26 protein-coding genes and 1 tRNA gene are annotated in these 26897 nt (G+C 64.9%); 15 read left to right on the top strand and 12 right to left on the bottom strand.

Translation table 11 applies throughout. The features are described from left to right. The first annotated feature begins 52 nt into the window (after positions 1–52). Complete coding sequence (locus AABD04_RS14960) at positions 53–2167, top strand: ATP-dependent DNA helicase UvrD2 (RefSeq protein ID WP_374230221.1); 2115 nt, start codon at positions 53–55, stop codon at positions 2165–2167. 602 nt (positions 2168–2769) lie between these two features. Next, on the top strand, positions 2770–3090 hold the full coding sequence (locus AABD04_RS14955; RefSeq protein ID WP_341441636.1) for a WhiB family transcriptional regulator: 321 nt from the start codon (positions 2770–2772) through the stop codon (positions 3088–3090). 34 nt (positions 3091–3124) lie between these two features. Here AABD04_RS14955 and AABD04_RS14950 read toward each other — a convergent pair whose 3' ends face one another. The 3 genes from AABD04_RS14950 to AABD04_RS14940 form a co-directional block, all read right to left on the bottom strand. Next, positions 3125–4435, bottom strand: coding sequence for an ABC1 kinase family protein (locus tag AABD04_RS14950; protein WP_341441635.1), 1311 nt, complete (start codon positions 4433–4435; stop codon positions 3125–3127). 91 nt (positions 4436–4526) lie between these two features. Next, positions 4527–5420, bottom strand: a complete 894-nt coding sequence (locus AABD04_RS14945; RefSeq protein ID WP_335740839.1) for a hypothetical protein — start codon at positions 5418–5420, stop codon at positions 4527–4529. A 123-nt stretch (positions 5421–5543) separates the two neighbouring features. Further along, positions 5544–6956 (bottom strand): zinc-dependent metalloprotease, encoded by a 1413-nt coding sequence (locus AABD04_RS14940; protein ID WP_341441634.1) that lies wholly within the window; start codon positions 6954–6956, stop codon positions 5544–5546. A 146-nt stretch (positions 6957–7102) separates the two neighbouring features. On the opposite strand from AABD04_RS14940, the gene AABD04_RS14935 reads away from it, so the two are divergent. After that, positions 7103–8128, top strand: a complete 1026-nt coding sequence (locus AABD04_RS14935; protein WP_341441633.1) for a YlbL family protein — start codon at positions 7103–7105, stop codon at positions 8126–8128. A gap of 12 nt (positions 8129–8140) precedes the next feature. On the opposite strand, the gene AABD04_RS14930 is transcribed toward AABD04_RS14935, so the two are convergent. After that, positions 8141–8719, bottom strand: coding sequence for a PPA1309 family protein (locus tag AABD04_RS14930; protein ID WP_341443067.1), 579 nt, complete (start codon positions 8717–8719; stop codon positions 8141–8143). Between the two features lie 277 nt (positions 8720–8996). On the opposite strand from AABD04_RS14930, the gene AABD04_RS14925 reads away from it, so the two are divergent. Further along, the gene (locus tag AABD04_RS14925) at positions 8997–11981 is read left to right on the top strand and encodes a UPF0182 family protein (RefSeq protein ID WP_341441632.1); all 2985 of its coding nucleotides are present in this window, start codon (positions 8997–8999) and stop codon (positions 11979–11981) included. Between the two features lie 136 nt (positions 11982–12117). Here the strand turns inward: AABD04_RS14925 and AABD04_RS14920 are convergent, their stop codons facing one another. Next, positions 12118–12702 (bottom strand): transglycosylase family protein, encoded by a 585-nt coding sequence (locus AABD04_RS14920; RefSeq protein WP_341441631.1) that lies wholly within the window; start codon positions 12700–12702, stop codon positions 12118–12120. Between the two features lie 499 nt (positions 12703–13201). Here AABD04_RS14920 and AABD04_RS14915 point away from each other — a divergent pair. Together AABD04_RS14915 and AABD04_RS14910 are read left to right on the top strand one after the other, a co-directional pair. Beyond that, positions 13202–13278: transfer RNA gene (locus AABD04_RS14915), tRNA-Met, on the top strand. A gap of 110 nt (positions 13279–13388) precedes the next feature. Then, positions 13389–13901 carry a putative immunity protein gene (locus tag AABD04_RS14910; protein WP_341441630.1) on the top strand — a complete coding sequence of 171 codons (513 nt, stop codon included), beginning with the start codon at positions 13389–13391 and terminating at the stop codon, positions 13899–13901. A gap of 6 nt (positions 13902–13907) precedes the next feature. Here the strand turns inward: AABD04_RS14910 and AABD04_RS14905 are convergent, their stop codons facing one another. Both AABD04_RS14905 and AABD04_RS14900 read right to left on the bottom strand, forming a co-directional pair. Next, positions 13908–14513, bottom strand: a complete 606-nt coding sequence (locus tag AABD04_RS14905) for a DNA topoisomerase IV subunit B family protein (protein WP_341441629.1) — start codon at positions 14511–14513, stop codon at positions 13908–13910. 7 nt (positions 14514–14520) lie between these two features. After that, positions 14521–14700, bottom strand: coding sequence for a hypothetical protein (locus tag AABD04_RS14900; RefSeq protein ID WP_341441628.1), 180 nt, complete (start codon positions 14698–14700; stop codon positions 14521–14523). Between the two features lie 69 nt (positions 14701–14769). Here AABD04_RS14900 and AABD04_RS14895 point away from each other — a divergent pair, with 69 nt between their 5' ends. Then, positions 14770–15315: a GNAT family N-acetyltransferase gene (locus AABD04_RS14895; protein WP_341441627.1), complete on the top strand. Its 546-nt coding sequence runs from the start codon at positions 14770–14772 to the stop codon at positions 15313–15315. On the opposite strand, the gene AABD04_RS14890 is transcribed toward AABD04_RS14895, so the two are convergent. The 4 genes from AABD04_RS14890 to AABD04_RS14875 all read right to left on the bottom strand — a co-directional run bounded on the left by AABD04_RS14890 (position 15288) and on the right by AABD04_RS14875 (position 19833). Then, complete coding sequence (locus AABD04_RS14890) at positions 15288–16568, bottom strand: RNA polymerase sigma factor (protein ID WP_341441626.1); 1281 nt, start codon at positions 16566–16568, stop codon at positions 15288–15290. The two genes, AABD04_RS14895 and AABD04_RS14890, sit on opposite strands and share 28 nt — an antisense overlap. A gap of 61 nt (positions 16569–16629) precedes the next feature. Next, positions 16630–16974 carry a YciI family protein gene (locus tag AABD04_RS14885; protein ID WP_243593489.1) on the bottom strand — a complete coding sequence of 115 codons (345 nt, stop codon included), beginning with the start codon at positions 16972–16974 and terminating at the stop codon, positions 16630–16632. Between the two features lie 184 nt (positions 16975–17158). Further along, positions 17159–18379: an acyl-CoA dehydrogenase family protein gene (locus AABD04_RS14880; RefSeq protein WP_068045941.1), complete on the bottom strand. Its 1221-nt coding sequence runs from the start codon at positions 18377–18379 to the stop codon at positions 17159–17161. Between the two features lie 44 nt (positions 18380–18423). After that, entirely contained in the window at positions 18424–19833 is a 1410-nt protein-coding gene (locus tag AABD04_RS14875; RefSeq protein ID WP_341443066.1) for an acyl-CoA dehydrogenase family protein, read from the bottom strand. Between the two features lie 142 nt (positions 19834–19975). On the opposite strand from AABD04_RS14875, the gene AABD04_RS14870 reads away from it, so the two are divergent. Next, the gene (locus AABD04_RS14870) at positions 19976–20344 is read left to right on the top strand and encodes a DUF1304 domain-containing protein (protein WP_335740832.1); all 369 of its coding nucleotides are present in this window, start codon (positions 19976–19978) and stop codon (positions 20342–20344) included. Here AABD04_RS14870 and AABD04_RS14865 read toward each other — a convergent pair. Next, the gene (locus AABD04_RS14865; protein ID WP_243608069.1) at positions 20341–21144 is read right to left on the bottom strand and encodes an inositol monophosphatase family protein; all 804 of its coding nucleotides are present in this window, start codon (positions 21142–21144) and stop codon (positions 20341–20343) included. The genes AABD04_RS14870 and AABD04_RS14865 overlap by 4 nt on opposite strands. A gap of 93 nt (positions 21145–21237) precedes the next feature. Between AABD04_RS14865 and prfB the strand changes: the two genes are divergently transcribed. The 7 genes from prfB to AABD04_RS14830 all read left to right on the top strand — a co-directional run bounded on the left by prfB (position 21238) and on the right by AABD04_RS14830 (position 26866). Then, positions 21238–22350: a peptide chain release factor 2 gene (gene prfB, locus AABD04_RS14860; protein WP_027496571.1), complete on the top strand. Its 1113-nt coding sequence runs from the start codon at positions 21238–21240 to the stop codon at positions 22348–22350. 5 nt (positions 22351–22355) lie between these two features. After that, entirely contained in the window at positions 22356–23255 is a 900-nt protein-coding gene (locus tag AABD04_RS14855) for a mechanosensitive ion channel family protein (protein ID WP_341441625.1), read from the top strand. Then, on the top strand, positions 23252–23698 hold the full coding sequence (locus tag AABD04_RS14850; RefSeq protein WP_341441624.1) for a hypothetical protein: 447 nt from the start codon (positions 23252–23254) through the stop codon (positions 23696–23698). Before AABD04_RS14855 ends, AABD04_RS14850 begins: the two co-directional genes overlap by 4 nt. A gap of 86 nt (positions 23699–23784) precedes the next feature. Further along, on the top strand, positions 23785–24474 hold the full coding sequence (gene ftsE / locus AABD04_RS14845; protein ID WP_027496574.1) for a cell division ATP-binding protein FtsE: 690 nt from the start codon (positions 23785–23787) through the stop codon (positions 24472–24474). A 66-nt stretch (positions 24475–24540) separates the two neighbouring features. Further along, entirely contained in the window at positions 24541–25446 is a 906-nt protein-coding gene (ftsX, locus tag AABD04_RS14840) for a permease-like cell division protein FtsX (RefSeq protein ID WP_094674812.1), read from the top strand. A gap of 83 nt (positions 25447–25529) precedes the next feature. Then, a complete protein-coding gene (gene smpB / locus AABD04_RS14835; protein ID WP_243593484.1) occupies positions 25530–26003 on the top strand; it encodes an SsrA-binding protein SmpB in 474 nt (157 codons plus the stop codon). An 8-nt stretch (positions 26004–26011) separates the two neighbouring features. Then, the gene (locus AABD04_RS14830; protein ID WP_243593639.1) at positions 26012–26866 is read left to right on the top strand and encodes a DMT family transporter; all 855 of its coding nucleotides are present in this window, start codon (positions 26012–26014) and stop codon (positions 26864–26866) included. The last annotated feature ends 31 nt before the right edge of the window (positions 26867–26897 follow it).

The following is a 26897-nucleotide window of genomic DNA, read 5'->3' as shown; positions in this document are numbered from 1 at the left end:
ATGCGTTCGGGCCCGGGTGGAACTGTCGGTACGCACTGACACAATGGACCCCATGGCTGACGACGCGATGACCGCCGGGCTCGATCCGGAGCAATCCGCGGCGGTACTTGCACCCCGCGGCCCGGTCTGCGTTCTGGCCGGTGCGGGCACGGGAAAGACGCGCACGATCACCCGCCGCATCGCCCACCTCGTCTCTGCCGGTCACGTGTCGTCGGGGCAGGTGCTGGCGGTGACGTTCACGGCGCGCGCGGCCGGTGAGATGCGCGGACGCCTGCGCGAGCTCGGCGTCGGGGGAGACGGACCTCCGGTGCAGGCGCGTACGTTCCACGCCGCGGCCATGCGTCAGCTCAAGTACTTCTGGCCGCAGGTGGTCGGTGACACGGGATGGCAGCTTCTCGATCGCAAGTTCACCGTCGTCTCGCAGGCGGCGAACCGCGCCGGCGTGTCGACGTCGACGGACGCCATCCGAGATCTCGCCGGAGAGATCGAATGGGCCAAGGGATCGTTGATCGCCCCCGAGGACTATCCGCGTGTTGCGGCGAGCAACCGCCGCGACGTTCCGATGGATGCGACCAAGGTCGCCGCCGTGTACGCGGGATACGAGGAGCTCAAGTCCCGTGGTGGAGACGGGATGTTGCTCGATTTCGACGACCTTCTCCTGCACACGGCGGCAGCACTCGAAGAGCACTCGTCGGTGGCCGACGAGTTCCGCGAGCGCTATCGCTGCTTCGTCGTGGACGAGTACCAGGACGTGACGCCGTTGCAGCAACGAGTGCTCGACGCCTGGGTGGGTGAGCGCGACGATCTCACCGTGGTCGGCGACGCGAACCAGACCATCTACTCGTTCACCGGCGCGTCCCCGCGGTATCTGCTCGACTTCTCCCGAAAGTACCCCGAGGCGACCGTGGTTCGGCTCGAACGCGACTACCGGTCGACTCCCGAAGTGGTGTCGCTGGCGAACCGCGTCATCGGAGCCGCTCGTGGTCGCATTGCCGGTACCCGACTGCAATTGATCGGCCAGCGCGAGCCTGGACCCGAGCCCGAGTTCTTCGAGTACGACGACGAGCCGGCGGAGGCCGACGGTGTGGCGCGGGCGATCAAAAGGCTGATCTCGAAGGGCGTCGAGCCGGCCGAGATCGCGATTCTGTACCGCATCAACGCGCAGTCCGAGGCGCACGAGCAGGCGTTGACGGAAATGAAGATCCCGTATCAGGTGCGCGGGGGTGAGGGCTTCTTCACCAGACCCGAGGTGCGGCAGGGCGTCAACGCGTTGCGGCAGGCAGGCGGTCGCGACGATCTGCCCGACGGCGCGCAGGCGGGCGAGGGATTACCGGCGCTGGTGCGTGCAGTTCTGGCCCCGCTCGGCCTGACAGCAACCGAGCCGACCGGCGCACAGGCCCGCGAGAAGTGGGCATCGCTCGGCGGTCTGGTGCAGCTCACCGAAGAGCTTCTGGTGCACGATGCCGACCTCACCCTCGAGAAGTTGTTGGGTGAGCTCGCCGCACGGGCCGAGGCACGGCATCCACCGACAGTTCAAGGCGTCACTCTCGCGTCGCTGCACGCGGCGAAGGGACTCGAGTGGGACGCGGTGTTCATCGTCGGTCTCGCCGACGGCACTCTGCCGATCTCGCACGCGATCGGCAACGATCCCAGTGCCAACAACGAGGCGGCCGTCGAGGAGGAACGCAGGTTGCTCTACGTCGGCGTCACGCGCGCTCGCGTCCACCTGCATCTGTCCTGGGCGCTCGCCCGCAACGAGGGCGGACGCAAATCGCGGCGCCGGTCGAGGTTTCTCAACGGTCTGATCCCCGAGGATTCACCCGCCTCGCGTATTGCCGCGCCCGCGGCCAAGAAGTCCGGTCCCAAGTGTCGGTTGTGCGGCAAGCCCCTGATCGGCACGTCCGCGACCATGCTGGGTCGGTGTGACAGTTGTCCGTCGAACGTCGACATCGCGCTGCTCGATGCACTGAAGTCGTGGCGATTGGACAAGTCCCGCGAACTGAAGGTGCCCGCGTACGTGGTGTTCAGCGACAACACGCTGACCGCCATAGCGGAACAGCAACCGCAGGACGAGCGTGGGCTGGTGGCGATTCCGGGAATCGGAGCCAAGAAGCTGGAGCGGTTCGGCGACGAAGTGCTCACCGTGGTGCGGGCCTCGGACAGGTGACGGGCCGGCCCACACAAGGTGGGAATCCCCAGGTCAAAAATAACTTGTGCAGATCTCGGCGGGGGGCTTAGTCTGTTTCACGTGCCGCGGGAGACCGCGCACTGTCCAATCCGCCGTCGAGACCAGAACAGGAGCTGAAGAAAATGATCAACACATTGCACGCCGCCGTTGCCAACGCAACCGTCGCGTTCAGCCCTGTCCTCGGCACGGCACCTTTCGGAGTGGCCCCCCTCGGCACTCCTGCCGCCGCTACAGGCTCTGTTGCGCAGACGTGGATTCGTTCCGCTGCTTTCGGCCCCATCCAGGAGTCCGCATACGCGGTCTCGGGGTCGAATTCCGCCCAGGTCGCCCTGGCGCCAGGAGCGAAAGCCGTTGCTCAGGCAGCTCGCCGTCACCGCGCACCACGTGCGTCCGTGCTCGACAGCAGACACCGACTTCACTGTCGGTAGACGCTTCGACAAGCCCCATCAGGCCACGGACCCGCACTCGCGGACCGTGGCCTTTCTCGTTCAGGTAGTTCCTCTATCCGAGCGTGAGGCCGACAGGTTCGCATCACCCCTCGAACCGATAACGACGCCACACGAAAAGTAGAGGAGACCGACGTGTCAACCGCCACGATCCGGACGACATGCCGACCGGAGTCCGAGAGTGCCTGCGCTGCAGAGTATTCGACCGAATCGGTCGAGCTGGCACTGTCCGTGCCCTGCCGAGCGGCGAACCCCGACATGTGGTTCGCCGATACCCCCGCCGAACTGGAGCAGGCCAAGGCGCTGTGCGCCGAGTGCCCCATCCGGCGCACCTGCCTGAGTGCGGCCCTCGACCGCGCCGAGCCGTGGGGCGTGTGGGGAGGCGAGATCCTCGAGCAGGGTGTCGTCATCGCCCGCAAGCGTCCTCGTGGACGGCCGCGCAAGAACGCAGCATGACGTCCGAGACCGGTGCCCGGTTTCGCCGAACGAATCAGTCGGTGAAGCCGGGCATCCACTCGGTCAGGATCGCCATGTACGGCGCGTAGGCGTCGAGTTGGGCACAGATTCCGACCAATCCGCCCAGCACGCGAAAGATCATCACGTATTCGGCAGGCATGTTCAGTGCACGAACGGTGCGGAACTGCGCACTGTTGAAATCTGCAGCGGTGCCCGCGGCTTTCTGCAGCCAGGCGCGGGTGAAGTGGAACGATTCGGTGTGAATCGGATCGGTGAACGGGCGCAGGTAGTCTGCGATCTCCTTCTCCGTGACCGTACGTCCAGGAACGACGAAGCCGCTCTCGGTGAACAACTCGACCAGTTCCTCGTACTTCTCGTCGCGTGCGAGCGAGACCATCCGACCCAGGACGGGCGGGAGACCGTCGGGCATCGGAGCGCAGGCCCCGAAGTCGATGACGCCCATCCGACCGTCGTCGAGCATCATGAAATTGCCCGGGTGCGGATCGGCGTGCAGCAACTTCGCCCGCGCCGGAGACACGAAAGCGAACAACGCGAGCAGTTCGCCCGCCTGGTTACGTTCCTCGGCCGTCCCGTTCGCGATCACATCGGCCAGCGGCCTACCCGTCATCCATTCGCTGACAACGACTTTGGGAGCACTGGCGACGATCTTGGGAATCGCGAACTGTGAATCGCCTGCGAATTCCTTGCTGAAGGCACGTTGATTCGCGGCCTCGATACGGTAGTCCAGCTCGTCCTCAGTGCGAGCGGTCAATTCTTCGAGCACCGGCTTGACGTCCGTGCCCGCGAGCACCGTGCTGAACAGGTTCGCGAACCGAGAGAGTGTTTTGAGGTCGGAGCGCAATGCGTCATCTGCACCGGGGTACTGGATCTTGACCGCGACATCGCGTCCGTCGGCCCAGGTTGCGCGGTGCACCTGTCCGATGCTGGCCGAGGCGATCGCAGTGTCGTCGAAATCGAGGAAACGTGACCGCCACGCCGTTCCGAGTTGCTGGTCCAACACCCGATGCACGGTCTTTGCGGGCATGGGCGGGCCTTGCGCCTGCAGTTTGGTCAGTGCCTCGCGGTACGGCTCCGAATACTCTTCCGGAACAGCCGCTTCCATCACCGAGAGCATCTGGCCGAGCTTCATGGCACCGCCCTTGAGCTCCCCGAGGACGGAGAAGAGCTGTTCGGCTGCCTTTGCGGCCATGTCCGCATCGATCTCGTCACGATTGCCGCCGGCGAGCTTCTTGCCGAACCCCATGGCAGCACGACCGGCCATCCCGAGGGGAATGCTGGCCAGTTTTGCGGTACGAGTCGATCCACGGCGCGGTATGTCAGACACAGCTCCATCATGGCTGAACCTGCCGACAATTGCTCGGACCGTCCCCTCTCGACCCCCATCGAACGAGGTGAGCTCGCTTCCAGTGCCTTGTTCAGTGCCAGCAATCGCAGTGCGGGTGCTTGGACCACAGTCGTTTGTGGACGGTTGTCCCAGCGGCGCCGAACTCCAGTTCCATGGTGCAGTCGGCGGTTTCCGGTAGCGCGGGGTCGGAACTGCCGATGAGATTCTCCAGCTGAGCGAATGCGAACGCCGCCGTGGCCAGCACCGTCGCACTGCTGGCCTGACCGACGGTACCGAGCAACTGCGCGGACAGATGCGGCCACTCGGGTTCGAGATCGCACCGCGTCAGATCTGCGCACCGTAGGCAACTCGTTCGACCGGGCAACACGAACGGGCCGACGATGCCCTTCCCGTCTCGTAGCCGCACCTGCAGATGGGGGATACGCAGCCGCACCAGATCCGTCACCAGTCGGGGCTCTGCGACCAGATCGTCGGCAAGCACGACGACGTCGTAGTTCCACGCCTTCACGACCGAGTGTGGGTAGCGAGTCGGCGTCAGACTCGTCCGGCTGACCGCCACGCTGGTTCGACTCAGACCCGACGCCAATGCGTCGGAGATGGGACCCCGCCCCACGAGGTGGATCGTTCTCACCGACCCCGGTCCGGTGGGCGAGGTCCGTCGCGAGGCGTCGGGTGGCACCGGTTCGCTCGTGCCGTGCATCAGCAGACCGGAATCCTCCAGTTCGCCGAGCATGGCCGATGTTCGATTGGCGGACAGCCCCAATGTCATTGCGTGGCAGACGATGTGCGGCCTGGAATGCCCGGCGGCCAGCAGTCGAAGTATTTCGAGTATCGAACCAGGCTCTGCACCGGGAGGGGGAGTGACGACGACGCTGCTCTCGGGATTCCAGCCCAACTGCACGGTGCCGTCTCGACGCGGCAGAATCGCCACTGCAGGATCGAGTCGAACGGTCGTTGTGATCATGAGACACACTCTGACAGCGACGACAGCGAAGAACGCCCGCTCAGGGCAGGTTATCCACAGGGTGGAAGGGCCTCCGAGCAGGCGTTCGACGAGTTCGATCGAAGTGGTGCAAGACCGACCGGTTCAGGCTGTGGATGAACCCTTCTCGGGACCGTCGTCGGTGCCCTTGTCGTCGGCGGCCTTGTCGTCGGTGCCTGCGGCCTTGTCGGCGGCCTCGGCGCGCTCTTTGGCCTCCATGGCTTCGAGCTGGGCGATCGGGTCGTCGAAGCTCGACGTTCCGCCGCCGACGACACGGTCGATGAACGCCGCGGGGTTGTCCAGATCCGACGAGTCGGGCAGCAGATCGGGGTGGGCCCACACTCCGTCGCGTCCGTCGATGTCGGCTGCGGCCAGAAGCTGACGCCACAGGTCCGCAGCCTCGCGGACCTTCCGGGGGCGCAGCTCGAGGCCGACCAACGTGGCGAAGGTCTGCTCCGCCGGGCCACCGGACGCCCGGCGTCGGCGAATGGTTTCGCCGAGTGCGACAGCACCGGGCAGGCGATCGCCCAGAGCAGCTGCGACCACGGTCTCGACCCAACCCTCGACCAGGGCCAGGAGCGTCTCCAACCGTTCCAGAGCATGCTTCTGCTCCGGCGTCGTCTGCGGCTCGAAGGCACCCTGCTGCAGGATCGCTTCGATCTTCGACGGATCGGTCAGCGCGGACGGGTCGAGGCCTGCCGCTGCCTCCTCGATCGCCGAGAAATCCATTTTGATTCCGCGTGCGTACTCCTCGACAGTGGCAAGAACCCGTTGCCGCAACCACGGAATGTGGCCGTAGAGCCGTTGATGCGCGGCCTCCCTCGCTGCGAGAAACACCAGAACCTCGCGTTCGGGCTGCTCGAGTCCCTCACTGAACGACGAGATGGCCGACGGCAGCAACGCCGCCGTGCCCGACGGTCCGAGCGGTAGGCCGATGTCGGTGGAGGTGAGCACCTCCTTGGAGAGCTGACCGAGCGCTTGGCCGAGCTGAGAACCGAAGGCCATCCCGCCCATCTGCGTCAACATGCCCATCATCGGACCGGCCATCTGCTGAGCCTCGGCGGGAAGGCCCGATGTCCACATGCCCGAAATCTGCTCGGCGACGGGGTCGCAGAGTCTCTTCCAGGTGTCGATCGTGTTGTCGAGCCAATCGACCGGCGTCCACGCAACGGTCTTCGTGGCACCGGCCGGTAGCGTCGTCGCCCCGTCCAACCACAGCTCGGCCAGGTGTGCGGCGTCGGTGATTGCCTCACGCTCACCTGCGGACACCGGGCTGAAATCGCCCATCTGCTGACGAGCCAGCTGCTTGGCCAGGTCGTAGTTCACCGGTCCGGAACCTGTCCCGCCGGAAGCGCCCATGCCACTGAGCATCTGACCGAACTGAGTGAGCATCTGGCCCAGCTGCGCGGGGTCGAAGCCCTCGGCACCGAAGCCGAAACCGGCAGGGTTGCCCGAACCGTCCGGATCCTTCTTCTTGTCCGGGTCGTCGTCGGAGGCACCGAAACCAAAATTGCTCATGCCTCAACGGTACAAGCCCGATGAACGCGGAGAGTGGTGGATCGTCACGCTGACGGCGAACACTCCGGGCCGCGAGACCCCGGCGCGGACGCGCTCGACAGGGGCGGTCTGCACAGTCGACCGGATTCGGATCTAGTGTCTACCGGGTGAACCGAAGGATCGCCACTCTTGTCGCTGCGCTCGTCCCGGTGGTGGTGCTGGGCGTCACCGGCTCGGTCATCACAGTTCCGTTCGCTGCCCTCGGCCCCGGGCCTACCTACAACACTCTCGGTGACGTCGACGGGGTACCTGTGGTGCAGATCGACGGAACCGAGGTCGATCCGACCGCGGGCCACCTGAACATGACGACCGTGGCCGTGCGTGATCAGCTCAACCTGTTCGAGGCGCTCGCCTTCTGGGCCAGCGGTCGGCAGGGCCTCGTTCCGCGCGAAGAGGTATATCCGCCGGACAAGACGAGGGAAGAAGTGCAAGAGGGCAATCAGGCGGATTTCGAGGCATCGGAGTCCAGTGCGGAGCTCGCCGCTCTGCATCACCTGGATCTGCCGGTATCGCTCGCGGTGGCGACCGTCGCCGAGGACGGCCCTGCTGCAGGCGTGCTGAACGTCGGGGACACGCTCGTCTCGGTCGCCGGCACACCCGTCGACACTGCGTCTGCAGTCCGTGAGGCCGTCAGCTCTCGGGCACCGGGCGATTCCGTCGACATCGATTACGTGCGAGACGGCACGCCAAGGACGGGTTCGGTGGTGCTCGGTGCCCGCCCCGACGACGACTCCAAGGGCTATCTCGGCGTCACGCCCGAGGAGAAACCCGATGTGCCGTTCGACGTGACGTTCAATCTCGCCGACGTGGGCGGACCGTCGGCCGGGCTGATGTTCAGCCTTGCCGTGGTGGACAAGCTCAGTCCCGGTGAGTTGAGCAACGGCGACTTCGTCGCGGGTACGGGAACCATCGACGCCGAGGGAACCGTCGGCCCCATCGGCGGCATTCCGTACAAGCTGATCGCTGCCCGCGAGGCGGGAGCCACGACGTTCCTGGTGCCGGACGCGAACTGCGGTGAGGCGCAACAGAACGTTCCGGACGGCCTCAGGCTGGTGCGTGTCGACTCGTTGGACGGTGCTGTCGAGTCGCTGCAGGCGCTGGGCTCGGGCGGCGACGTGCCGTCCTGCAGTTGATCCAGGCCGTCGTCAGTCGTCGTCGACGACGTCGAAGGTCGCGTACAGGCCGTGTACCACGTTGGGGGCCAGGTCCGGCGCGATGCGAAGATCGATGGGCGCGAAAGGATCGGCGTCCTCGTCCGGGTGCAACTGCAACAGCGTCAACGACGGACCGTCCTTGAGTACCGCGACTATCAACCGAGCATCCTTCTTCTCTGGATGGTTCTCGGCAGCCGAGCGTGCGGCCTCGTCGGCCGCATCGGGATCGGCGAGCAGCGGCATCAATGCCTCGTCGAGGCTCGATTCGGCGGCCGGAGGGAGTACCACGATCTCCTGCACGAGGGCGCATCCGACGACACCGTCGGGCCACGTCGAGGTGGCCAGGAACTCGTCCAGGGCGGGGGAGCCGCCGGTGATGTCCTCGGGAAGCGAATGCTGCTGAATCGGAGTCAGCGCAGCGCCGTCGGCAAGATCGTCGAGCAGACCGGGCTCGGCCGCGGCGAGCGCCGCGGTGGGCACCAGTGCGAACATCTGCGGGGCCTGGTGCCATCCTCCTGCGTCGACGAAGTCGGCTACCTCGCGCGCGCACCGACCCAAGGCCTCGGCCACGTCCTGCCCACCGGACTCGGGGTCGAAATCGTCACCGAAATGGTCTTCGCCGGGCAGTCCGTTGCTCTCGTTGCTCACCGCACTATCCTCGCATCCGGATGGTTCCACGGGCGCCGACGCTCCTGACCTGGGCCCAGCAGTGGCCGCAGTACAGGCGTCGCGGCCGTAGGATCAACGTACGTACAGTAGGGCGAAACGGACATGCGGCGCACGACGAGTGCGCCGAAGAAGTCATCTGCGGCGCCGGTCGGCGTCGCCCGAAGTTGGAGTGTGGCACGTGGGCATGAGGCCCCCCACCGGTATGCCGTCCTTGTCGCGGCGAAGCCGGATCTTGCTCGTATTGGCCTTGGTAGCAGCAGGTCTGCTCCTCATCGGTCCCCGTCTGATCGACGTCTACACGAACTGGCTGTGGTTCGGTGAGGTCGACTTCCGCGGCGTGTACACCACTACTCTGCTGACACGGTTGGTGATCTTCCTCGTTGTCGCTCTGATCGTGGGACTCATCCTGTTCGCCGCATTGCTGTTGGCGTACCGCAATCGTCCCGTATTCGTTCCGGTGGCCGGCCCCAACGATCCGATCGCGCGGTATCGCACGACGGTGATGAGCCGATTGCGCTTGTTCGGCATCGGCATTCCGGTGGTCTTCGGATTCCTGTCCGGCATGATCGCTCAGGCCAACTGGGTGACGGTGCAGCTGTTCCTGAACGGCGGGGACTTCGGGACCACCGATCCGCAGTTCGGCCTCGACGTCGGGTTCTACTCGTTCGACCTTCCGTTCTACCGGTTCATCCTCAACTGGCTGTTCGTGGCGGTCGTATTGGCCTTCCTCGCGAACCTGGTGACGCAGTACGTGTTCGGCGGTATTCGCCTGGCCGGACGCGAGGGTGCTCTCACTCGCGCCGCGCGCATTCAACTGGCAGTCATCGCCGGCAGCTTCGTTCTGCTCAAGGCGATCGCGTACTGGCTGGACAGGTACACGCTGCTGTCGAGCAGTCGCAAGGAACCCACGTTCAGCGGTGCCAGCTTCACCGATATCAACGCGGTGTTGCCGGCCAAACTCATCCTGCTCGCTATTGCCGTGATCTGCGCGGTCGCCTTCTTTGCGGCGATCTTCCTGCGTGATCTCCGAATTCCGGCCTTGGCCACGGCATTGCTGGTGCTCTCGTCCATCCTGATCGGTGCTGTCTGGCCGCTGGTGATGGAACAGTTCTCGGTGCGCCCGAACGCGGCCGAGAAAGAGAGCACCTACATCCAGCGGAACATCACGGCGACGCGGGATGCGTACGGGATCGGCGACGACGTGGTCGAGTACCAGGACTATTCGGGGGAGAGTTCGCAGAATCCGCGCGAGAGCGAGGCGGACAGGACCACCATCGCCAACACTCGTCTGCTCGACCCGAATGTGTTGTCCCGCACTTTCACCCAGCAACAGCAGCTGAAGAACTTCTTCGGTTTCCCAGACACACTCGACATCGACCGGTACGAAATCGACGGGCAGTTGCAGGACTACATCGTCGCGGCCCGCGAGCTCTCACCGCAGTCCTTGACCGGCAACCAGACGGACTGGATCAACCGGCACACCGTCTACACGCACGGAAACGGCTTCGTTGCAGCTCCGGCCAACAGGGTCAATGCAGCTGTTCAGGATCCGACCGCCGAGGGTGCCAACAGCAACAGCGGCTACCCGATCTACACGGTCAGCGACATCGCGTCGCAGGATTCTCAGCAGGTCATCCCGGTCGACCAGCCCCGTATCTACTACGGCGAAGTCATCGCCGCAGCGGATCCGGACTACGCGATCGTGGGCGCCGCCGGTACCGGGGACCGCGAGTACGACACCGACGAATCCAATTACACATACACCGGTTCGGGTGGCGTCTCGGTGGGCAATTGGTTCAACCGCCTGGCGTTCGCTGCGAAATACGCAGAGCGAAACATTCTCTTCTCCGGAGCCATCGGCGACGACTCGAAGATCCTCTTCGATCGCGATCCTCGTGATCGTGTGCAGAAGGTTGCGCCGTGGTTGACCACCGATACCGATTCGTACCCGGCGGTCGTGGACGGCAAGATCGTCTGGATCGTCGACGGCTACACGACGCTGAAGGATTACCCCTACGCTCAGCGGGCATCGCTGGACGGTCTGACCGTGGACAGTGTCGAGTCGACGACAGGTCGACCACTCCCACGTGACGAGGTGTCGTACATCCGAAATTCCGTCAAGGCGACGGTCGACGCATACGACGGCACAGTGACGCTGTACCAGGTCGATGACACCGATCCCGTGTTGAAGGCATGGATGGGTGTGTTCCCGAATTCGGTCCAACCCGAGTCCGAGATCTCGGACGAGCTCCGTTCGCATTTCCGTTACCCGGAGGACCTGTTCAAGGTTCAGCGAGAAATGTTGGCGAAGTACCACGTGGACAACCCCAACGAGTTCTTCACCAACAACGCGTTCTGGTCCGTGCCCAGTGACCCGACCAGCAACAGCGGTGCCGGCAGTGATCTGAATCAGCCGCCGTACTACGTCCTGGTCGGCGATCCTGACACCGGAGAGCCGTCGTTCCGGCTGACCAGCGCCATGGTCGGGTTCAACCGAGAACTGCTGGCTGCGTACATCTCCGTGCGGTCCGATCCAGAGGACTACGGCAAGTTCACTGTTCTGCAATTGCCGACTCAGACGCAGACCCAGGGTCCGCAGCAGGCACAGAACTCGATGACCTCCGACGCACGGGTGGCATCGGACAGAACGCTGCTCGAACAGTCCAACGAACTGCAGTACGGCAACTTGCTGACGCTCCCGATTGCCGACGGCGGAATCCTGTACGTGGAACCGCTGTACACCTCTCGGAAGAATGCTTCGACCTCGACATTCCCGCAGTTGACAAAGGTCCTGGTGAGCTACCGTGAGCCGGGAGCGGAAGGTGGGGTCAGGGTCGGGTACGCGCCCAGGCTGTCCGAGGCGCTCGATCAGGTGTTCGGAGCGGGCACCGGCGCGGCGGCCACTGCTCCCGGTGGTGCTCCCGAGGACCCGCAACCGGCCGAATCGGGAGGTACCTCGGGGACCGAGGCCACGACTCCGGATTCCCCGGATCCGGCTCCGTCCACCGGCGGCTCGGCAACACGGGACGCGGCGGTCGCCGGATTGAATTCCGCGCTCGACGCAGTGCGCACTGCACAGCAGAGCGGAAATCTCGCGGAGCTCGGCACTGCGCTGGAGAACCTGCAGGTCGCTGTCGACACGTACAACGGGGCAGGTAATTGATCGGTAGGGCCACGGCCCGCTGATATGAGCGAAAGAGCCGCCTCACCGTATGGTGAGGCGGCTCTTTCGTTGTTCGTCACCTGACTTGCGCGCTACAGCGGCAAGGTGAGTGGCAGTTCGGCGAACTGCCGGTCGATCAGCGTCCGATGGGTGCGAGCACCGGGGCGTTGGCAGCAACGAAGTGCTGGAACTGCGTGCTCAGGCCGTACTGGTCGGCAAGCGTGGACGCTGCGTCGAACGCGCCCTGTGCAGCCTGCGTGGCCGCTGCGATTTCGGGAGCCACGGCCGGTGCCGGTGCGGGAGCCGGGGCGGGAGCCGGCTGCGGTGCCGGTGCGGGAGCCGACTCGGGCGCGGGAGTGGAGGCGCCGGTGCTCAGCTGCTTTCCGCACGTGGGCCATGCGCCCGGTCCCTGGCTCTGCAGGGTGTTCTCCGCGACGCGGATCTGCTCGGCCTTGGACGCGTTGGCCGGTGACCCGGTTCCACCGTTGGCCGTCCAGGTGCTCTGCGAGAACTGCAGGCCACCGTAGTAGCCGTTTCCGGTGTTGATGCTCCAGTTGCCGCCGCTCTCGCACTGTGCGACCGCGTCCCAGTTGTTCGGGGCTGCGTTGGCGGTTCCGGCAGAGACGCCGAGGGGGATTGCTACGGCGGCACCTGCGATGGTGGCAATTCCGAGTGCGCGCCGGACCCGAGTCTGCTTGCCGACATTGTTCTGAGTGGTCATGCGGGGTGAATCCTTTCCGCGCTCGACTGGCGCGACTGGCCTGCAATCACCTCGCCGGGATATGTGGCGTTGGTGACCAGGCGCTTCGTATCGTCGCGGCTCTGCCCCCGTACGTATTGGGGACCACACCCGCGGGGCAGAGCGAAGGAAGCGGCGGGGTGGTGCAGGCCCAGCGGTGTAGGGCCGTCCGTGAACGTAGTCGAGGATTCGACCACCGTCACTGAGCCGGAATGAGACGGTCCATGTCCACATGGTGGGAAGAAGGGGGGTGTCGTCGCAGCTCAGCCCACCTTGTGGCGCTATCGAGTCTGCTTCGTGACCCGAACGTTATGTGACTCGAAACACGCAGGAAAAGAGATGTGGAGCACTATTTCCAGCGGTCCGGAACGTGATAAGTCGGTCTGCTCGGGCGCATGCCCGCTCGGTCGACGTGATCGGGAACCCTGTGGTCACGTGATTTGCATTCGCCGTACACACGAGGGTAACTTCGTAGATGCAACGCGGGGTGGAGCAGCTCGGTAGCTCGCTGGGCTCATAACCCAGAGGTCGCAGGTTCAAATCCTGTCCCCGCTACCAACCAAAAAAGACCCAGGACATGTCCTGGGTCTTTTTTGTGCTCTGATGGGAGTCGTGGTCGGCCACTCGGACGAATGTCGTGCGCGGTATCACCGCGAGGGTCGGTTCGAATGATTCTCCCTGCCGTCAGAGACCCTCGCCTCATCACCGTGCATCGCGGTGGACTGCTGACCGACGACGATCATCGAAGCCTCGCGCTCTGGGCGGCCGAGTGTGCGGAACACGTTCTCGCTCTGTTCGAGACGGTCGAGCCCTCCGATCCGCGGCCCCGCCGAGCAATCGAGGCCACCCGCGCGTGGGTGCGCGGCGAACTCGCGATGATGGCCACTCGCGCCCTCGGGGGCCATTCGATGGGAGCGGCACGGCCACTGCACGGTGCGGCGCGTTTCGCCGCGTATGCCGCCGGTCAGGCCGCCTGTGTCGCTCATGTACCCGAACACGATCTCGGAGCGGCCGCGTACGCCATCAAGGCAGTTCGGGCGGCGGCGCGTCACGGCTCGGAGCCGAGAGCGGGCAGAGAAGAACTCGAGTGGCAGCGTGACCGGCTTCCGGACAGCGTGCGGGAGCTCGTGCTGGAAGACCAGAAGAGAAGGAACAGTATTTGCTGGTCCGTGTTCGTCTGATCCCGGCTACGTCACCGACACCGTGAGAAATTCGTGCGGGGCGATAGTCGCACGCACATCGTCGGGGGTCGGTGGGGGCGTAGGTATCAGGGAGGCGTCGGGCAGGAACCGAATGGTGGTACCGGTGCGCTCGGTCGGTGCGGTCGGCATCAGCTCGGTGACGGGAATTCCGTGCTCGTATCGTGCGGTCCAGGCACCGTCGATCCGGCGATTGGTGTGTTCGAGCGTCTCGGACAGTGCCGCGACCACGGACATCCCACGCCGAGCATGGCCGTCGTCGAGCAGAATGGGCTGTTGTTCGTCGAAGAAGCGCACATCTTTCGTGCAGACGACAGGCTTGCGAACCGCGACGCCGTCATCGAGTCTGGTGTCGGTGCCGCGACCGGTATCGGACACCTCGATCACCCCGTCCGAGCCGAGCGTGACGCTCGCATGACCGTCGCCCTGATACTCGGCCTCGTCTGCCGCGTACGCGAGAACCTCGAGAATCAGGTGCAGGACGCCGCCGGGCGCGTAGTCGTCGGGTCGAGCTCGGATGTGTGCGAGATGGTCTCGATCGACGTCGACAGACCAGTCGTGTGTCGTCGTGTGCCAGGTGCGCCGACTGGACATCGAGGGCTCAGTCCGAGACCTGCTCGCGCGCATCGTCACTGGTGACCGCTTCGGAATCGTCGGCGCTCTCGGAGTCGTCTGCGGTGAGATCGACTGTGTCCACACCCTCTAGTGCCGTCAACTCCTGCTCTGCCTCCGCGATGAAGCCCTTCGCGTTCTCTTCGATCTTCTTGACCCACTCGGCCATGTCGGTCACACCCTTCGCTCGATCGTGTACCACCGGTCTACCAGACTTCTTCCCCCTAGGATCCACGGTGTGCAAACACGAACCTCGCGTCTCGATCTCGACGAGCCGGTCGCGACCGATCTCGATGCGCTGTACGCGATCTGCAGCGATCCGCTGTCGTGGACCCACTTTCCGAGCCTGCGACACACCGACCCCAGCGCGACCGAACGAATGTTGCAGGGCTGGACGGAGCAGTGGCGGCGGGATGGACTGGCCACGTGGATCATTCGTGAGCGCGGCAGCCGCACGATCACTGGGTACGGCGGGTGTTCGAAGCGGCAGAACGCCTTCTGGAATCTCGGCTATCGCCTCCATCCCGACGCACAGGGGTACGGATACGCCGCGGAGATGTGTGAGATCGCAGTCGAGTGCGCGCACCGAACCGAGCCCGAACTGCCGATCGTGGCATACCTCCTCGAACACAACGTCGCGTCGGCCCGGGTGGCCGAGCGCGCGGGCCTGGAGTTGATCACCCGTGGCCCCGACGTCGGCAATCCCGACGCCGACGCAGTTCGCCTGGTGTACGCAGACCGCTCGTTGACGGCAGGTCAGGTGGACGTAATTCTGTCGGCCTGAGCGAGACGGGTGTTCACCTCCTCGAGCCGGCGTCGGAGCAGGCGCTTCTCCGGTGCGGTTCGGGCGACATCCAACGCTCGTCGATAGTCGACTGCTGCCTCCTCGAATCTGTCGAGTTGTTGTAGCAGATCGGCTCTCGCCATGGGATACGGATGATATCGGCGCAACGACGCCTCGTCGGCAAGCCGGTCCAGCTCCCGAAGGCCTGGTCCGGGGCCGTCGCGCATCGCAACGGCTACCGCCCGGTTCAGCGCGACTATCGCGCTCGGCGTGAGTGTCATGAGCACGTCGTACAGGGCAACGATCTGGGGCCAGTCCGTGCTGTCCGAGTCGGGTGATTCGTCGTGCAGCGCAGCGATGGCAGCCTGGACTGCGTACGGACCGGTCCGGCCGCCGCCCAGGGCCTCGACGACGAGTGTCGTGCCGTCGGCGATGAACGCGGTGTTCCACAGTCGCCGGTCCTGGTCGGCCAACAGAACGATGTCGCCGTCCGGTCCGGTTCGAGCGTCGCGTCTGGCCTCGACGAGCAGCATCAACGCCAGCAAGCCCGCCACTTCGGGTTCGGTCGGTAGGGCAGTACGAAGAAGTCGGCCCATCCCGAGTGCTTCCGCGGTGAGATCGATTCGCCCGATGCTCTCACCCGACGTCGCCGAATAGCCTTCGGTGAAGATCGAATAGACGACCTCGAGCACCATCGGCACTCGGTCTGCCAGCTCGTCCGGGCTCGGGAGGCGAAACGGTATTCGTGCGGCCCGAATCTTGTTCTTGGCTCGCACTATTCGCTGCGCTGCCGTGGCCGGAGGGATGAGCAGCGCCCGGGCCACCTCGCCGGTGGTGAGGCCGGCCAGGCAGCGAAGTGTCAGTGCAAGCCGGTCACCGGCGGCGAGGGCAGGATGCGCGCAGGCGAAGAACAACTGCAGTCGGTCGTCGGGCAGGGCATCGTCGAGCGGATTCGGGCGGTTCGGTTCGCTGCGATCCGTATCCGCCTGCAGCACTCCGACTTTCGCGGCCAGGCTCTGGTCGCGGCGCAGTCGGTCGACCGCCTTCCGGCGGGCGGTGGTGAGCAACCAGGCACCGGGCCTGACCGGGACGCCATCGACAGGCCAGTGTTTCAGAGCCGATTCGATGGCGTCCGAGGCCACTTCCTCGGCGAGGTCGAGGTCGCGATATCGCTGCACCAACGAAGCGAGCAGAATCGAGCGCTCGGCTCGAAACACCGAGTCGAGCGCCCGACGAACCTCGGAATCGTTCACCGAGGAATTCAGCACCGCAGTATCCGGCCGGTCAGAATTCGGCTGGTCAGAATTCGGCTGGTCAGAATTCGGCAAGGGGCCGCACGATCACCGTGCCGCCGTCCTTGGAACCAGGGCATCGGGCCGCCCATTCGAGTGCTGCGTCCAGGTCGGGAACGTCGATCACGTCGTAGCCGCCGAGAACCTCGTGCGATTCGGCGTACGGTCCGTCCGTGACGGTGCGTGCTCCGGTGGCGGCGTCGACGCGCACGGCCGTGGCAGTCGTCAGATCCGCCATCGCGTGACCGGAGACGTGGACGCCTGCCTCCTTCATCTCCTTCTCGTAGGTCATCCAGTCCTCGACACTGCTGCAGCCCGGTGCTGCTCCGGGCCCGGTGTCGGCGTTGATCAAGAGGATGTACTTCATGGTGCGCTCCTGGGTTCGGTACCTCGTTGTCGCGGCGCGAGTCGCCGTACACGATGACGACGTTCGGCAGACCACGATATCGACACCGGTGCCGAAATTTTCTTCTCACGCACGAAAAGCGGCACCGGACTCGAGGTCCGATGCCGCTTCGCGGTTGTGCGCGGGCTCGCTGACGAGCTGGGTGTCACTTCAGTTCTGCCGACGACTTTCCGAGGACGCGACGAGCAACGATCAGCTGCTGAATCTGCTGCGTCCCCTCGAAGATGTCGAGAATCTTGGAGTCGCGGCTCCACTTCTCGAGCAGTGGGCGCTCGGAGTAGCCGTACGTGCCGGCCAGCTCCACTGCCTTGAGGGTGATGTCGACCGCCGAGCGACCCGCCTTGGCCTTCGACATCGAGGCCTGCAGGGAGTTCGGCTCCTTGTTGTCGGCCATCCACGCCGCACGGAGCGCGAGCAGATGTGCTGCCTCCCAGTCCGCTTCGAGGCGCAGGAACTCCGCCGCCGCAGCGTGCTGGTTGTACGCGGGGGTCTCGTACGAGATGTCGACTCCGGCGTCCACGAGGATGGACCGCAGCTCCTCGAGAGCCGCCCGTGCCACACCGATGGCCATGCCTGCCACCAGTGGGCGCGTGTTGTCGAACGTCTGCATGACGCCCGCGAAGCCCTTCTCGACGTTCACCTCGGCAGTACCGAGCAGGTTGTCCTTCGGGATGCGGCAATCCTCCAGCAGCAGTGCTGCGGTGTCGGAGGCCTTGATGCCCAGCTTGTGCTCGAGGCGGGCAACCGACAGGCCCGGAGCGTCACGCGGGACGACGAAGGACTTGATGGCCGCACGGCCGAGAGACTTGTCGACCGTTGCCCACACCACGATGTGGGTCGAACGCTCGCCGGCGGTGACGTAGATCTTCTCGCCGTTGAGCACCCACTCGTCGCCGTCGAGGACAGCGGTGGTGGTGACGGCTGCCGAGTCCGAGCCGAAACCGGGTTCGGTGATGGCCATCGAGGCCCACACCTTGCCGAAGCGCTCGAGCTGCTCGTCGGTGGACACCGCTGCGATGGCCGAGTTGCCGAGTCCCTGGTAGGGGATCGACAGCGTGAGGCCTACGTCGCCCCAGCAGGTCTCGATCACGTTCACCAGAGCGGACATGTTGCCGCCGTTGGCGTTCGCGGTCTTGCTGGGCTTGGCCGACTCGCTGTCCTTCTCGCGGCCACCGGCGGCTCCGCCGATTTCGCCACCGGCGTCGGACATGCCTTCGACCATCGACGCCATGGTGTCGAGTTCCACCGGGTACTCGTGTTCGGCGAGGTCGTACTTACGGGAAATGGGGCGGAAGATCTCGGCAGCGACCTGGTGAGCCTGATTCGCCTGCGCCCGAAGCTTCTTGGGAAGTTCAAGATTGATCATCGTGTATGTCCTTGGGTGAGTGCCATGGAATTCGGGGCGGCGAGCTAGATGAGAACGATGCCTTCGGCGACGCCGACGGATCGCAGATCGCGGTACCAACGCTCGACCGGGTGCTCCTTGGTGAAGCCGTGACCGCCGAGCAATTGCACGCCGTCGGAACCGATCTGCATGCCCTTCTCGGAGGCGAGTCGACGAGCGAGCGCCGATTCGCGAGTGAACGACAGGCCTTGTTCGGCCCGCGAAGCGCCGCGCAGCGTGACCAACCGCATGCCGTCGAGCTCGATGGCGATATTGGCGACCATGAAGGCCACGGCTTGACGGTTGCTGATCGGCTCACCGAAGGCGACGCGGTCGTTGACGTACGGAATGACGTAGTCGAGCACGGCCTGACCGGTACCGACGGCCAGCGATGCCCAACCGAGTCGCGCCAGGCCGATGGCAGCGCTGTATTCGGCTGCTCGCTGATCTGCGTCTCCGTCGCCGAGCAGAGCCGACTCGGGAACCGCGACATCGGTGAGGATCAGGCGACCCAGGCCTGCTGCGCGCAAGCCCATGCTCGGGTCGGCTTCGACGACGAGGCCCTTGGAGTCGGACTCGACGATGAAGAACGCCGGACGGCCGTCGAGTTCCGCGGCGATGACGAACAGCTCGGAGCTGCCGGCAGCAGGCACGAGACTCTTGACGCCGTTGAGCTTGTAGCCACTGGGGGAGCGAACGGCCTTGGTCTGCAACGCATACGGATCGAACAGTGCGCGGGGTTCGTTGACGACGACGGCGGCGTTCGGCACCTTCTCGCCGACGAACGCCGGGAGGTAGGTCTTCTGCTGCGCGTCGGTTCCCCACTGGGTGAGGGCCACGGCCACACCGCTGGGCGCGAGGATGGGCAATGCCAGGCCCATGTCGCCGTGGGCGAGTGCCTCTGCGACGAGGGAGTTGGTGACCGCCCCACGCTCGGTGGCTGCGCCGTCGAGCTCCTCGGGAACGTTGATGAGCGTGATGCCGAGCTCGGCGGAACGGCGAACCAGATCCTCGGGCGACGAGGCACTGTGGTCTGCGTCGAAGGCAGCCGGGCGGAGGATCTCCTCGGCGAACTCTTTCACCGTCTCGACGATCATGCGCTGCTCGTCGTCGGGCGTGAGGTCGAAGTAGCTCAGGTTCTTGGCGGCACCGTCGTCGAGACGCTTGGGCTTGCCGCCTCCGGTGACCTTGGCGAACGTGCGATTGGCCGCACCGAGTGTCTTGAACCCGGTCTTGGTGCTCTCGTACGTCACCCGGTCGATGGTTTGGCGCAGGTTGTACTTCTCGGCCAGTTCCGATCCGGTGATGGCGGTCAGAACGCGCATCGCGGTTCCGATCGCATCTCTCTTGAACGGGTTGAGGCCAACCGCAGAAGTATCGCGAGGCGCCTTGGGGGCCTTCGCGTCGACCACACTGTCTTGCTTGCTCATGATCACCAGTTCCTCGGCATCGGGCACGGACTTCACAGATCTTACTCCCGAGTAAGTTAGCTGTCTACTGTCGAGTAAGGAGCGCAGTCGTACGAGACCGGAACCGCAGTTCGTACCGTGCGTCGTATCGGTGTGACAGGCTGTTTCCGTGCATCCGACAGCTCAGATATTCGCCGCCGTCGCCGCGGCCCTCCACGTCGTCATCTTCCTCATGGAAAGCGTCTTCTGGTCCAAGCCGGCCATCTGGGCGAAATTCGGCGTCGCCAGCCAGAACGATGCAGACATCACCAAGCCGATGGCCTTCAATCAAGGCTTCTACAACCTGTTTCTCGCCATCGGCATCGTGGCCGGTCTCATCGTGGGCGGGTCCGCCGGTGACGCCGTCGTCTACTTCGCCTGCGCCAGCATCGTCGGTGCAGCGCTGGTTCTGGCCACCGGCGGCGCGAAGTACTTCCGGCCTGCCTTCGTACAGGGCATCACGCCGCTGATCGCTCTGATTCTTGCCGCAGTGCTCTAGGCGAGATTCTTCGCGCTGGGGGACAGGTGCGCGAGGACCTCGTGGTGCAGTAAGCCGTTGGTGGCCACGGCGCTGCCACCGTGCGGCCCCGCGGTGCCGTCGAGCGCGCTGAAACCGCCACCGGCCTCGCGGACGAGGACATCGAGCGCGGCCAGGTCCCACAGCGAGACCTCGGGTTCGGCCGCTATGTCGACGGCCCCTTCGGCCACGAGGCAGTACGAGAAGAAATCGCCGTAGCCGCGTACCCGCCACACGGCGTCGGACAGATCGAGGAACCTGTCGCGGATCCCCAGTTCGGCCCAGCCGGCGAGGCTGGAGAAGCTCAGGCTCGACGCCGCCAGTGAGTCGACCTTCGAGACCGCGATCCTGCGTGGGGTGTCCCCGTTCGAGGCCGCCCAGGCACCCAGATCGACCGCAGCCCACCACCGTCGGTTCAGGGCGGGCGCGCTGACCACTCCGACCCGAGGTACGCCGTCGTCCAGCAGGGCGATCAACGTCGCCCACACCGGGACGCCACGCACGAAGTTCTTGGTGCCGTCGATGGGATCGACAACCCACTGACGGCCGCTGAAGGTGGCCGTGCCGCCGAATTCCTCACCCAGTAAGGCATCGCCGGAACGCTCCGAACCAAGCTCGCTGCGGATCATCGTCTCGACGGCCAGGTCCGCGTCGCTCACCGGTGTGAGATCCGGCTTCGAGTCCACCGAGAGATCCATGGCGAGAAACCGTCGACGAGTGATGGCGTCGGCCTCGTCGGCGAGTCGGAGGGCGAGAGAAAGATCAGCGGAGTAGTCGGTCACCGCGTAAGACTATCGACGGGTACGTCACGACTGTGTCTGCCGATACTCGGGGGCGGTCGGGGTCGGGTTCGCGTGCCGGTAACCTTGACTCTCGTGCATCCCGACGTTTCTGCAGACCTGGCCGAGCTCGACACCACTCTGTCCACCGTCGAGTCGGTTCTCGACGTCGAGGAATTGCGGCGACGCATCGACGAACTCGAGCACCAGGCCGCGTCGCCGGACCTGTGGAACGACCAGGAGCACGCTCAACAGGTGACCAGCCAGCTCTCCCACGCGCAGGCCGAACTGCGCCGGGTCGAAGAGCTTCGGCAGCGACTCGAGGACATGCCGGTGCTGTACGAGCTCGCCGAGGGCGAGGAGGGCGAGGCAGCTGCGTCGGCCACCGCCGACGCCGATGCCGAACGCGCGTCTCTTCGTGAGGACATCGCGGCCATGGAAGTGCGGACCCTGCTGTCCGGCGAGTACGACGCTCGCGACGCACTGGTCAACATCCGGTCCGGTGCAGGTGGGATCGACGCCGCCGACTGGGCAGAGATGCTGATGCGCATGTACATCCGCTGGGCCGAGAAGCACGGCTACGGGGTCGAGGTCTACGACACGTCCTACGCCGAAGAGGCAGGCATCAAGAGCGCGACCTTCGCAGTCAAGGCCCCGTACACCTACGGCACACTGTCGGTCGAGCAGGGCACACACCGTCTCGTCCGCATCAGTCCCTTCGACAACCAGGGACGTCGACAGACCTCCTTCGCGGAGGTGGAAGTTCTCCCGGTCGTCGAGACCACCGATCACATCGAGATCCCCGAGAACGACATTCGCGTGGACGTCTACCGCTCGTCAGGACCCGGCGGCCAGTCGGTCAACACCACCGACTCCGCCGTCCGTTTGACGCACATCCCGACGGGAATCGTCGTGACCTGCCAGAACGAGAAGTCGCAGCTGCAGAACAAGGTGTCGGCCATGCGCGTGCTGCAGGCCAAGCTGCTCGAGGTCAAGCGCAAGGAAGAGCGCGCCGAGATGGACGCGCTCAAGGGTGACGGCGGCAGCTCCTGGGGCAACCAGATGCGCTCCTACGTGCTGCACCCGTACCAGATGGTGAAAGATCTGCGTACCGAGTACGAGGTGAACAACCCGTCTACTGTTCTCGATGGGGACATCGACGGATTCCTGGAGTCGGGCATCCGTTGGCGAATGCGAGGGGAGCAGTAAATTCGATGACGGCCTGGCTCAACGTGACGCCCGAGGTCAAGCTCAACGGCCTCGGAATCGTGCTGTACATCCTCGGTGGATTGCTGGCCGCGCGGTTCGTCACGTGGACCGGGGCTCGGATCACGGCCCGAATCGATCAGAATTACCAGCACAGCGACGCGTTGGTGCGGTCCGAGGCCGCGAAGCATCGGCACGCCCTCGCGCAGGTCATCACCTGGGTCGCCGTCACTCTCATTTACATCCTCGTCACCATCGAGGTGCTGCGACGCTTCGGTTTCGGTGTCGGCGGGCTGGTGGCACCGGCAACGGTCCTCGGTGCAGCGCTCGGCTTCGGTGCTCAGCGCGTGGTGCAGGACATCCTCGCCGGCTTCTTCATCATCACCGAACGGCAGTACGGATTCGGCGACGTCGTGCAGATTGCCGTTCTCGGTTCAGCTGAAGATGCCGAGGGCACCGTCGAGGACGTGACGCTGCGGGTCACTCGAGTGCGCAGCGTCGACGGCGAGGTCATCACCGTCCCGAACGGGCAGATCGTCAAAGCGATCAACCTGTCGAAGGACTGGGCTCGTGCCGTGGTCGACGTACCCGTGCCCAGCACTGCGGATCTCACTCAGGTCAACGCTCTGCTCCGATCGGTCGGCCGCGATGCGTTCGCCGATCCGCACCTTCGTCCGTTGCTGCTCGACGAGCCAACGGTGATGGGCGTGGAAAGCATCGAAGTGGGGCAGGTCAATGTGCGTCTCGTAGCGCGAACGTTGCCGGGAAAGCAGTTTCAGGTCGGCCGCGACATCCGGGTCCGAGTGGCGGCAGCACTGCAACCCGAGGGCATCAGTGTCGCGCCCGACGTCAGTACGGCAGGCGTTGCCCCGGAAGCCTCCAGACCCGCCAAGGCGGAGGAAACATGAGCGAACCCGGCACCGGAACCAGACGCCCGCAACGGAATTGGCGGCAGTGGCGTATTCCGGCCAAGATCAACGGCCGCGTCCGCACGTCCACCCTCGCGTTCGGCATTTTCTTCGTGCTCACCGGTCTGTGGTACGGCCAGGTCAGCGCGGAGATCGCCGAGAGAGACGGTGAACAGATTCAGGGGCCGACTGCCCCCGATCCGGCCGACCTCACCCCGTACACCGAGCCCCAGTCCGAAACCGGTGTCTCGGGCACCTCCACCGCGACGTCGACGCCTGCCGCGACCACCGAAACAGAGCAACCTTCCGGCGTCGTCGACGACACCGGACAGCAGCCGACGTCGACCGCAGCGCCGATCACGACCACTACTTTCGGCCTGCCGCTTCCACCGGGAATTCAGTCGTTGATACCGACCCAACCAGCGCCGACGCCGTCGCGCTGAGGCATTCTTCACCGTCTCTCGGGACTCGCCGCGACGGCCGAGCAGTTCCGGCGGTTACCGGCGAGTAAGGACTACACTGGCGACCCGTGATCAGCACCTCGAATGTCTCCAAGTCCTACAAGACCTCCACCAGGCCCGCCCTGGACAAGGTGACGGTCTCCATCGACAAGGGTGAGTTCGTGTTCCTGATCGGTCCGTCGGGTTCGGGCAAGTCGACGTTCATGCGGCTGCTTCTCAAGGAGGAGACGCCCACCTCCGGTGATATCCACGTCGCCGATTTCCACGTCAACCGGCTGGCCGCTCGACGTGTCCCGCGACTGCGGCAGAGCATGGGCTGCGTGTTCCAGGACTTTCGCCTGTTGCAGCAGAAGACGGTCGTGGAGAACGTGGCGTTCGCACTGGAAGTGATCGGCAAGCCGCGCTCGATGATCAAGCGCACCGTCCCCGAGGTTCTGGACCTCGTGGGACTCGGCGGCAAATCGGACCGTTTGCCGAACGAGTTGTCCGGTGGCGAACAGCAGCGCGTGGCCATCGCCAGGGCCTTCGTCAATCGCCCGCTCGTGCTGCTCGCGGACGAGCCGACCGGAAACCTCGATCCGGACACCAGTCAGGACATCATGCTGCTGCTCGAGCGCATCAACCGCACCGGAACCACGGTGCTGATGGCCACCCACGACAACCACATCGTCGATTCGATGCGCCGACGCGTCGTCGAACTCGACAACGGACGAGTCGTTCGTGACGAGGCCCGCGGGGTCTACGGCGTCGGTCGCTGACGCTTCCACCGTAAGACGACCGCACAGACTTCACGACCGAACGAATCGAAGGGCTCGGATTCCGCGATGCGCGCAAGTTTCATCTTCAGCGAGGTCCTCACCGGACTTCGTCGCAACATCACCATGACGATCGCCATGATCTTGACGACCGCCATTTCCCTCGGCCTGTTCGGCGGCGGACTGCTCGTGGTGCAGATGGCAGGAAAAACCCAACAGATCTTCCTCGATCGGGTCGAAGTGCAGATCTTCCTCACCGACGACATCTCCGCGACCGACCCCGACTGCGCCCAGGAGACCTGCGCCGCTTTGCGTTCGGATCTCGACAACACCCCGTCGGTGGTGTCGGTGCAGTACCTCAACCGTGAGGACGCGGTGAAGGACGCCACCGAGCGCGTGTTCAAGGATCAGCCCGAACTGGCCGAATTGGTCAGTGCCGACAGCTTTCCCGCGTCGTTCAAGGTGCGACTGAGTGATCCCGAACGGTTCGGGGTCATCAACGACAACTTCGAGAATCGACCGGGCGTGCAGAGCGTCCTCAATCAGCGGGACCTGGTCGAGCGGCTCTTCAGTGTGCTCAACGGTGTGCGCAACGCTGCCTTCGCCATCGCCACGGTGCAGGCCATCGCCGCGATCCTTCTGATCGCCAACATGGTGCAGATCGCCGCGTTCACCAGACGAACCGAGGTGGGCATCATGCGGTTGGTCGGTGCCACTCGCTGGTACACCCAGCTGCCGTTCCTGCTCGAGGCGGTGGTGGCGGCCTTGATCGGCTCGGCGCTGGCCATCGCGGGCCTGTTCACGGCGAAGAACATGTTCATCGATGACGTGCTTTCGGACGTGTATCAAGCGAACATCCTGGCTCGAATATCGAACAGTGACGTGCTCCTCGTGTCGCCGTTCCTCGCTCTCGTCGGAGTCGGCATGGCAGCGGTGACGGCATACATCACGTTGCGCCTGTACGTGCGCGAATAAATTCGCTTGCCGTTCGGTTCTATGCTGGAGCGGTTGCCCGTGGAACCGCTCCATGTGGCGAACGCTCGAGAAAGGGCCCTGCAGTGAAAGAGAAGGGCCGCAAGGCCATCGCGACCAACCGCAAGGCGCGGCACAACTACTCCATACTCGACGTCCTCGAGGCCGGAGTTGCCCTCGTCGGAACCGAGGTCAAGAGTCTGCGTGACGGCAAGGCCTCGCTGGTCGACGCCTTCGCGACCGTCGACGACGGTGAGATCTGGCTGCGCGGGCTGCACATCGCCGAATACACGCTCGGTAGTTGGACCAACCACGCACCTCGGCGAAACCGCAAACTGCTCCTGCATCGTCGCGAGATCGACCGTCTGGCCGGCAAGGTCAAAGAGGGAAATCTGACGTTGGTGCCGCTGTCGATGTACTTCTCCGACGGCAAGGTCAAGGTCGAACTGGCCTTGGCCAAGGGTAAGCAGGACTACGACAAGAGACAGTCGTTGGCCAAGCGGACTGCCGAACGCGAAGTGACCCGCGAGCTGGGACGTCGTGTGAAGGGAATGCGCTGACCGCTGTTCTGCTCGCTCTGGTAGCTGCCGTCGGATACGGGGTGAGCGATTTCGTCGGCGGCGTCGCATCCCGCCGCGTTGCCGCCCTGCGTGTGGTCATCGTGTCCTACCCGCTCTCGCTGGTGATCGTGCTGCTCGTCGCGCCGTTCGTCGGCGGCACCATCGAACTTCCGGCGATGTTGTGGGGACTGGCCTCGGGTGTTGCCGGTGGCGTTGCGGTGTGGTGGTTCTACCTCGCCCTCGCCGCCGGACCGATGGCCGTCGTCTCACCGGTCACCGCCGTTCTGGTGGCCGGCATTCCGGTGCTGGTCGGCCTGTCGATGGGCGAGCGTCCCGGCGTCATCGCGTTCCTCGGCATCGCCGTGGCGCTGGTTGCGGTGGTGCTGGTCAGCAAGGAATCCCCGGACGAGGTGACCGGTGAGGTGGCCGGTGGTCGGGAGATGAAGTTCACCCGAACCGTGGCCTGGTTGACGGTCGGTTCGGGCGTGACGTTCGCGTTCGCCTTCATTTTTCTGCACCAGATCGGGGACGGCAGCGGGCTGTGGCCGTTGGCCGCGTCACGCGCGTCGGCGACCGCGGTGGTCTGGATCGTGGCGCTGGCATCGGGACACTTCGCACCTCCCCACGGCAGCGTGTTGAAACTGGCGGCCTTCGTCAGCGTGCTCGACGTCGTCGCCAATGCCGCCATGATCTACGCGTATCAGGGCGGTTTGCTGTCGCTGGTGAGCGTCATCGCCTCGCTGTATCCCGCAGCCACGGTGTTGCTGGCGATGGTGATGCTCGGCGAACGGGTCGGAACGCTGCAGAAGGTGGGAATGGCGTTGGCGCTCGGGGCCATCGCCATGATCGCGCTCGCGGGTTGAACATGCTCGGAGACGGGTAAGGAACCCGTTT

The sequence above is a fragment of the Rhodococcoides navarretei genome, from assembly GCF_038069675.1.
GTDB lineage: Bacteria > Actinomycetota > Actinomycetes > Mycobacteriales > Mycobacteriaceae > Rhodococcoides > Rhodococcoides navarretei.
The sequence above is the reverse complement of the archived record's forward strand: the minus strand, read 5'-3'. Positions and strand labels throughout refer to the sequence as shown.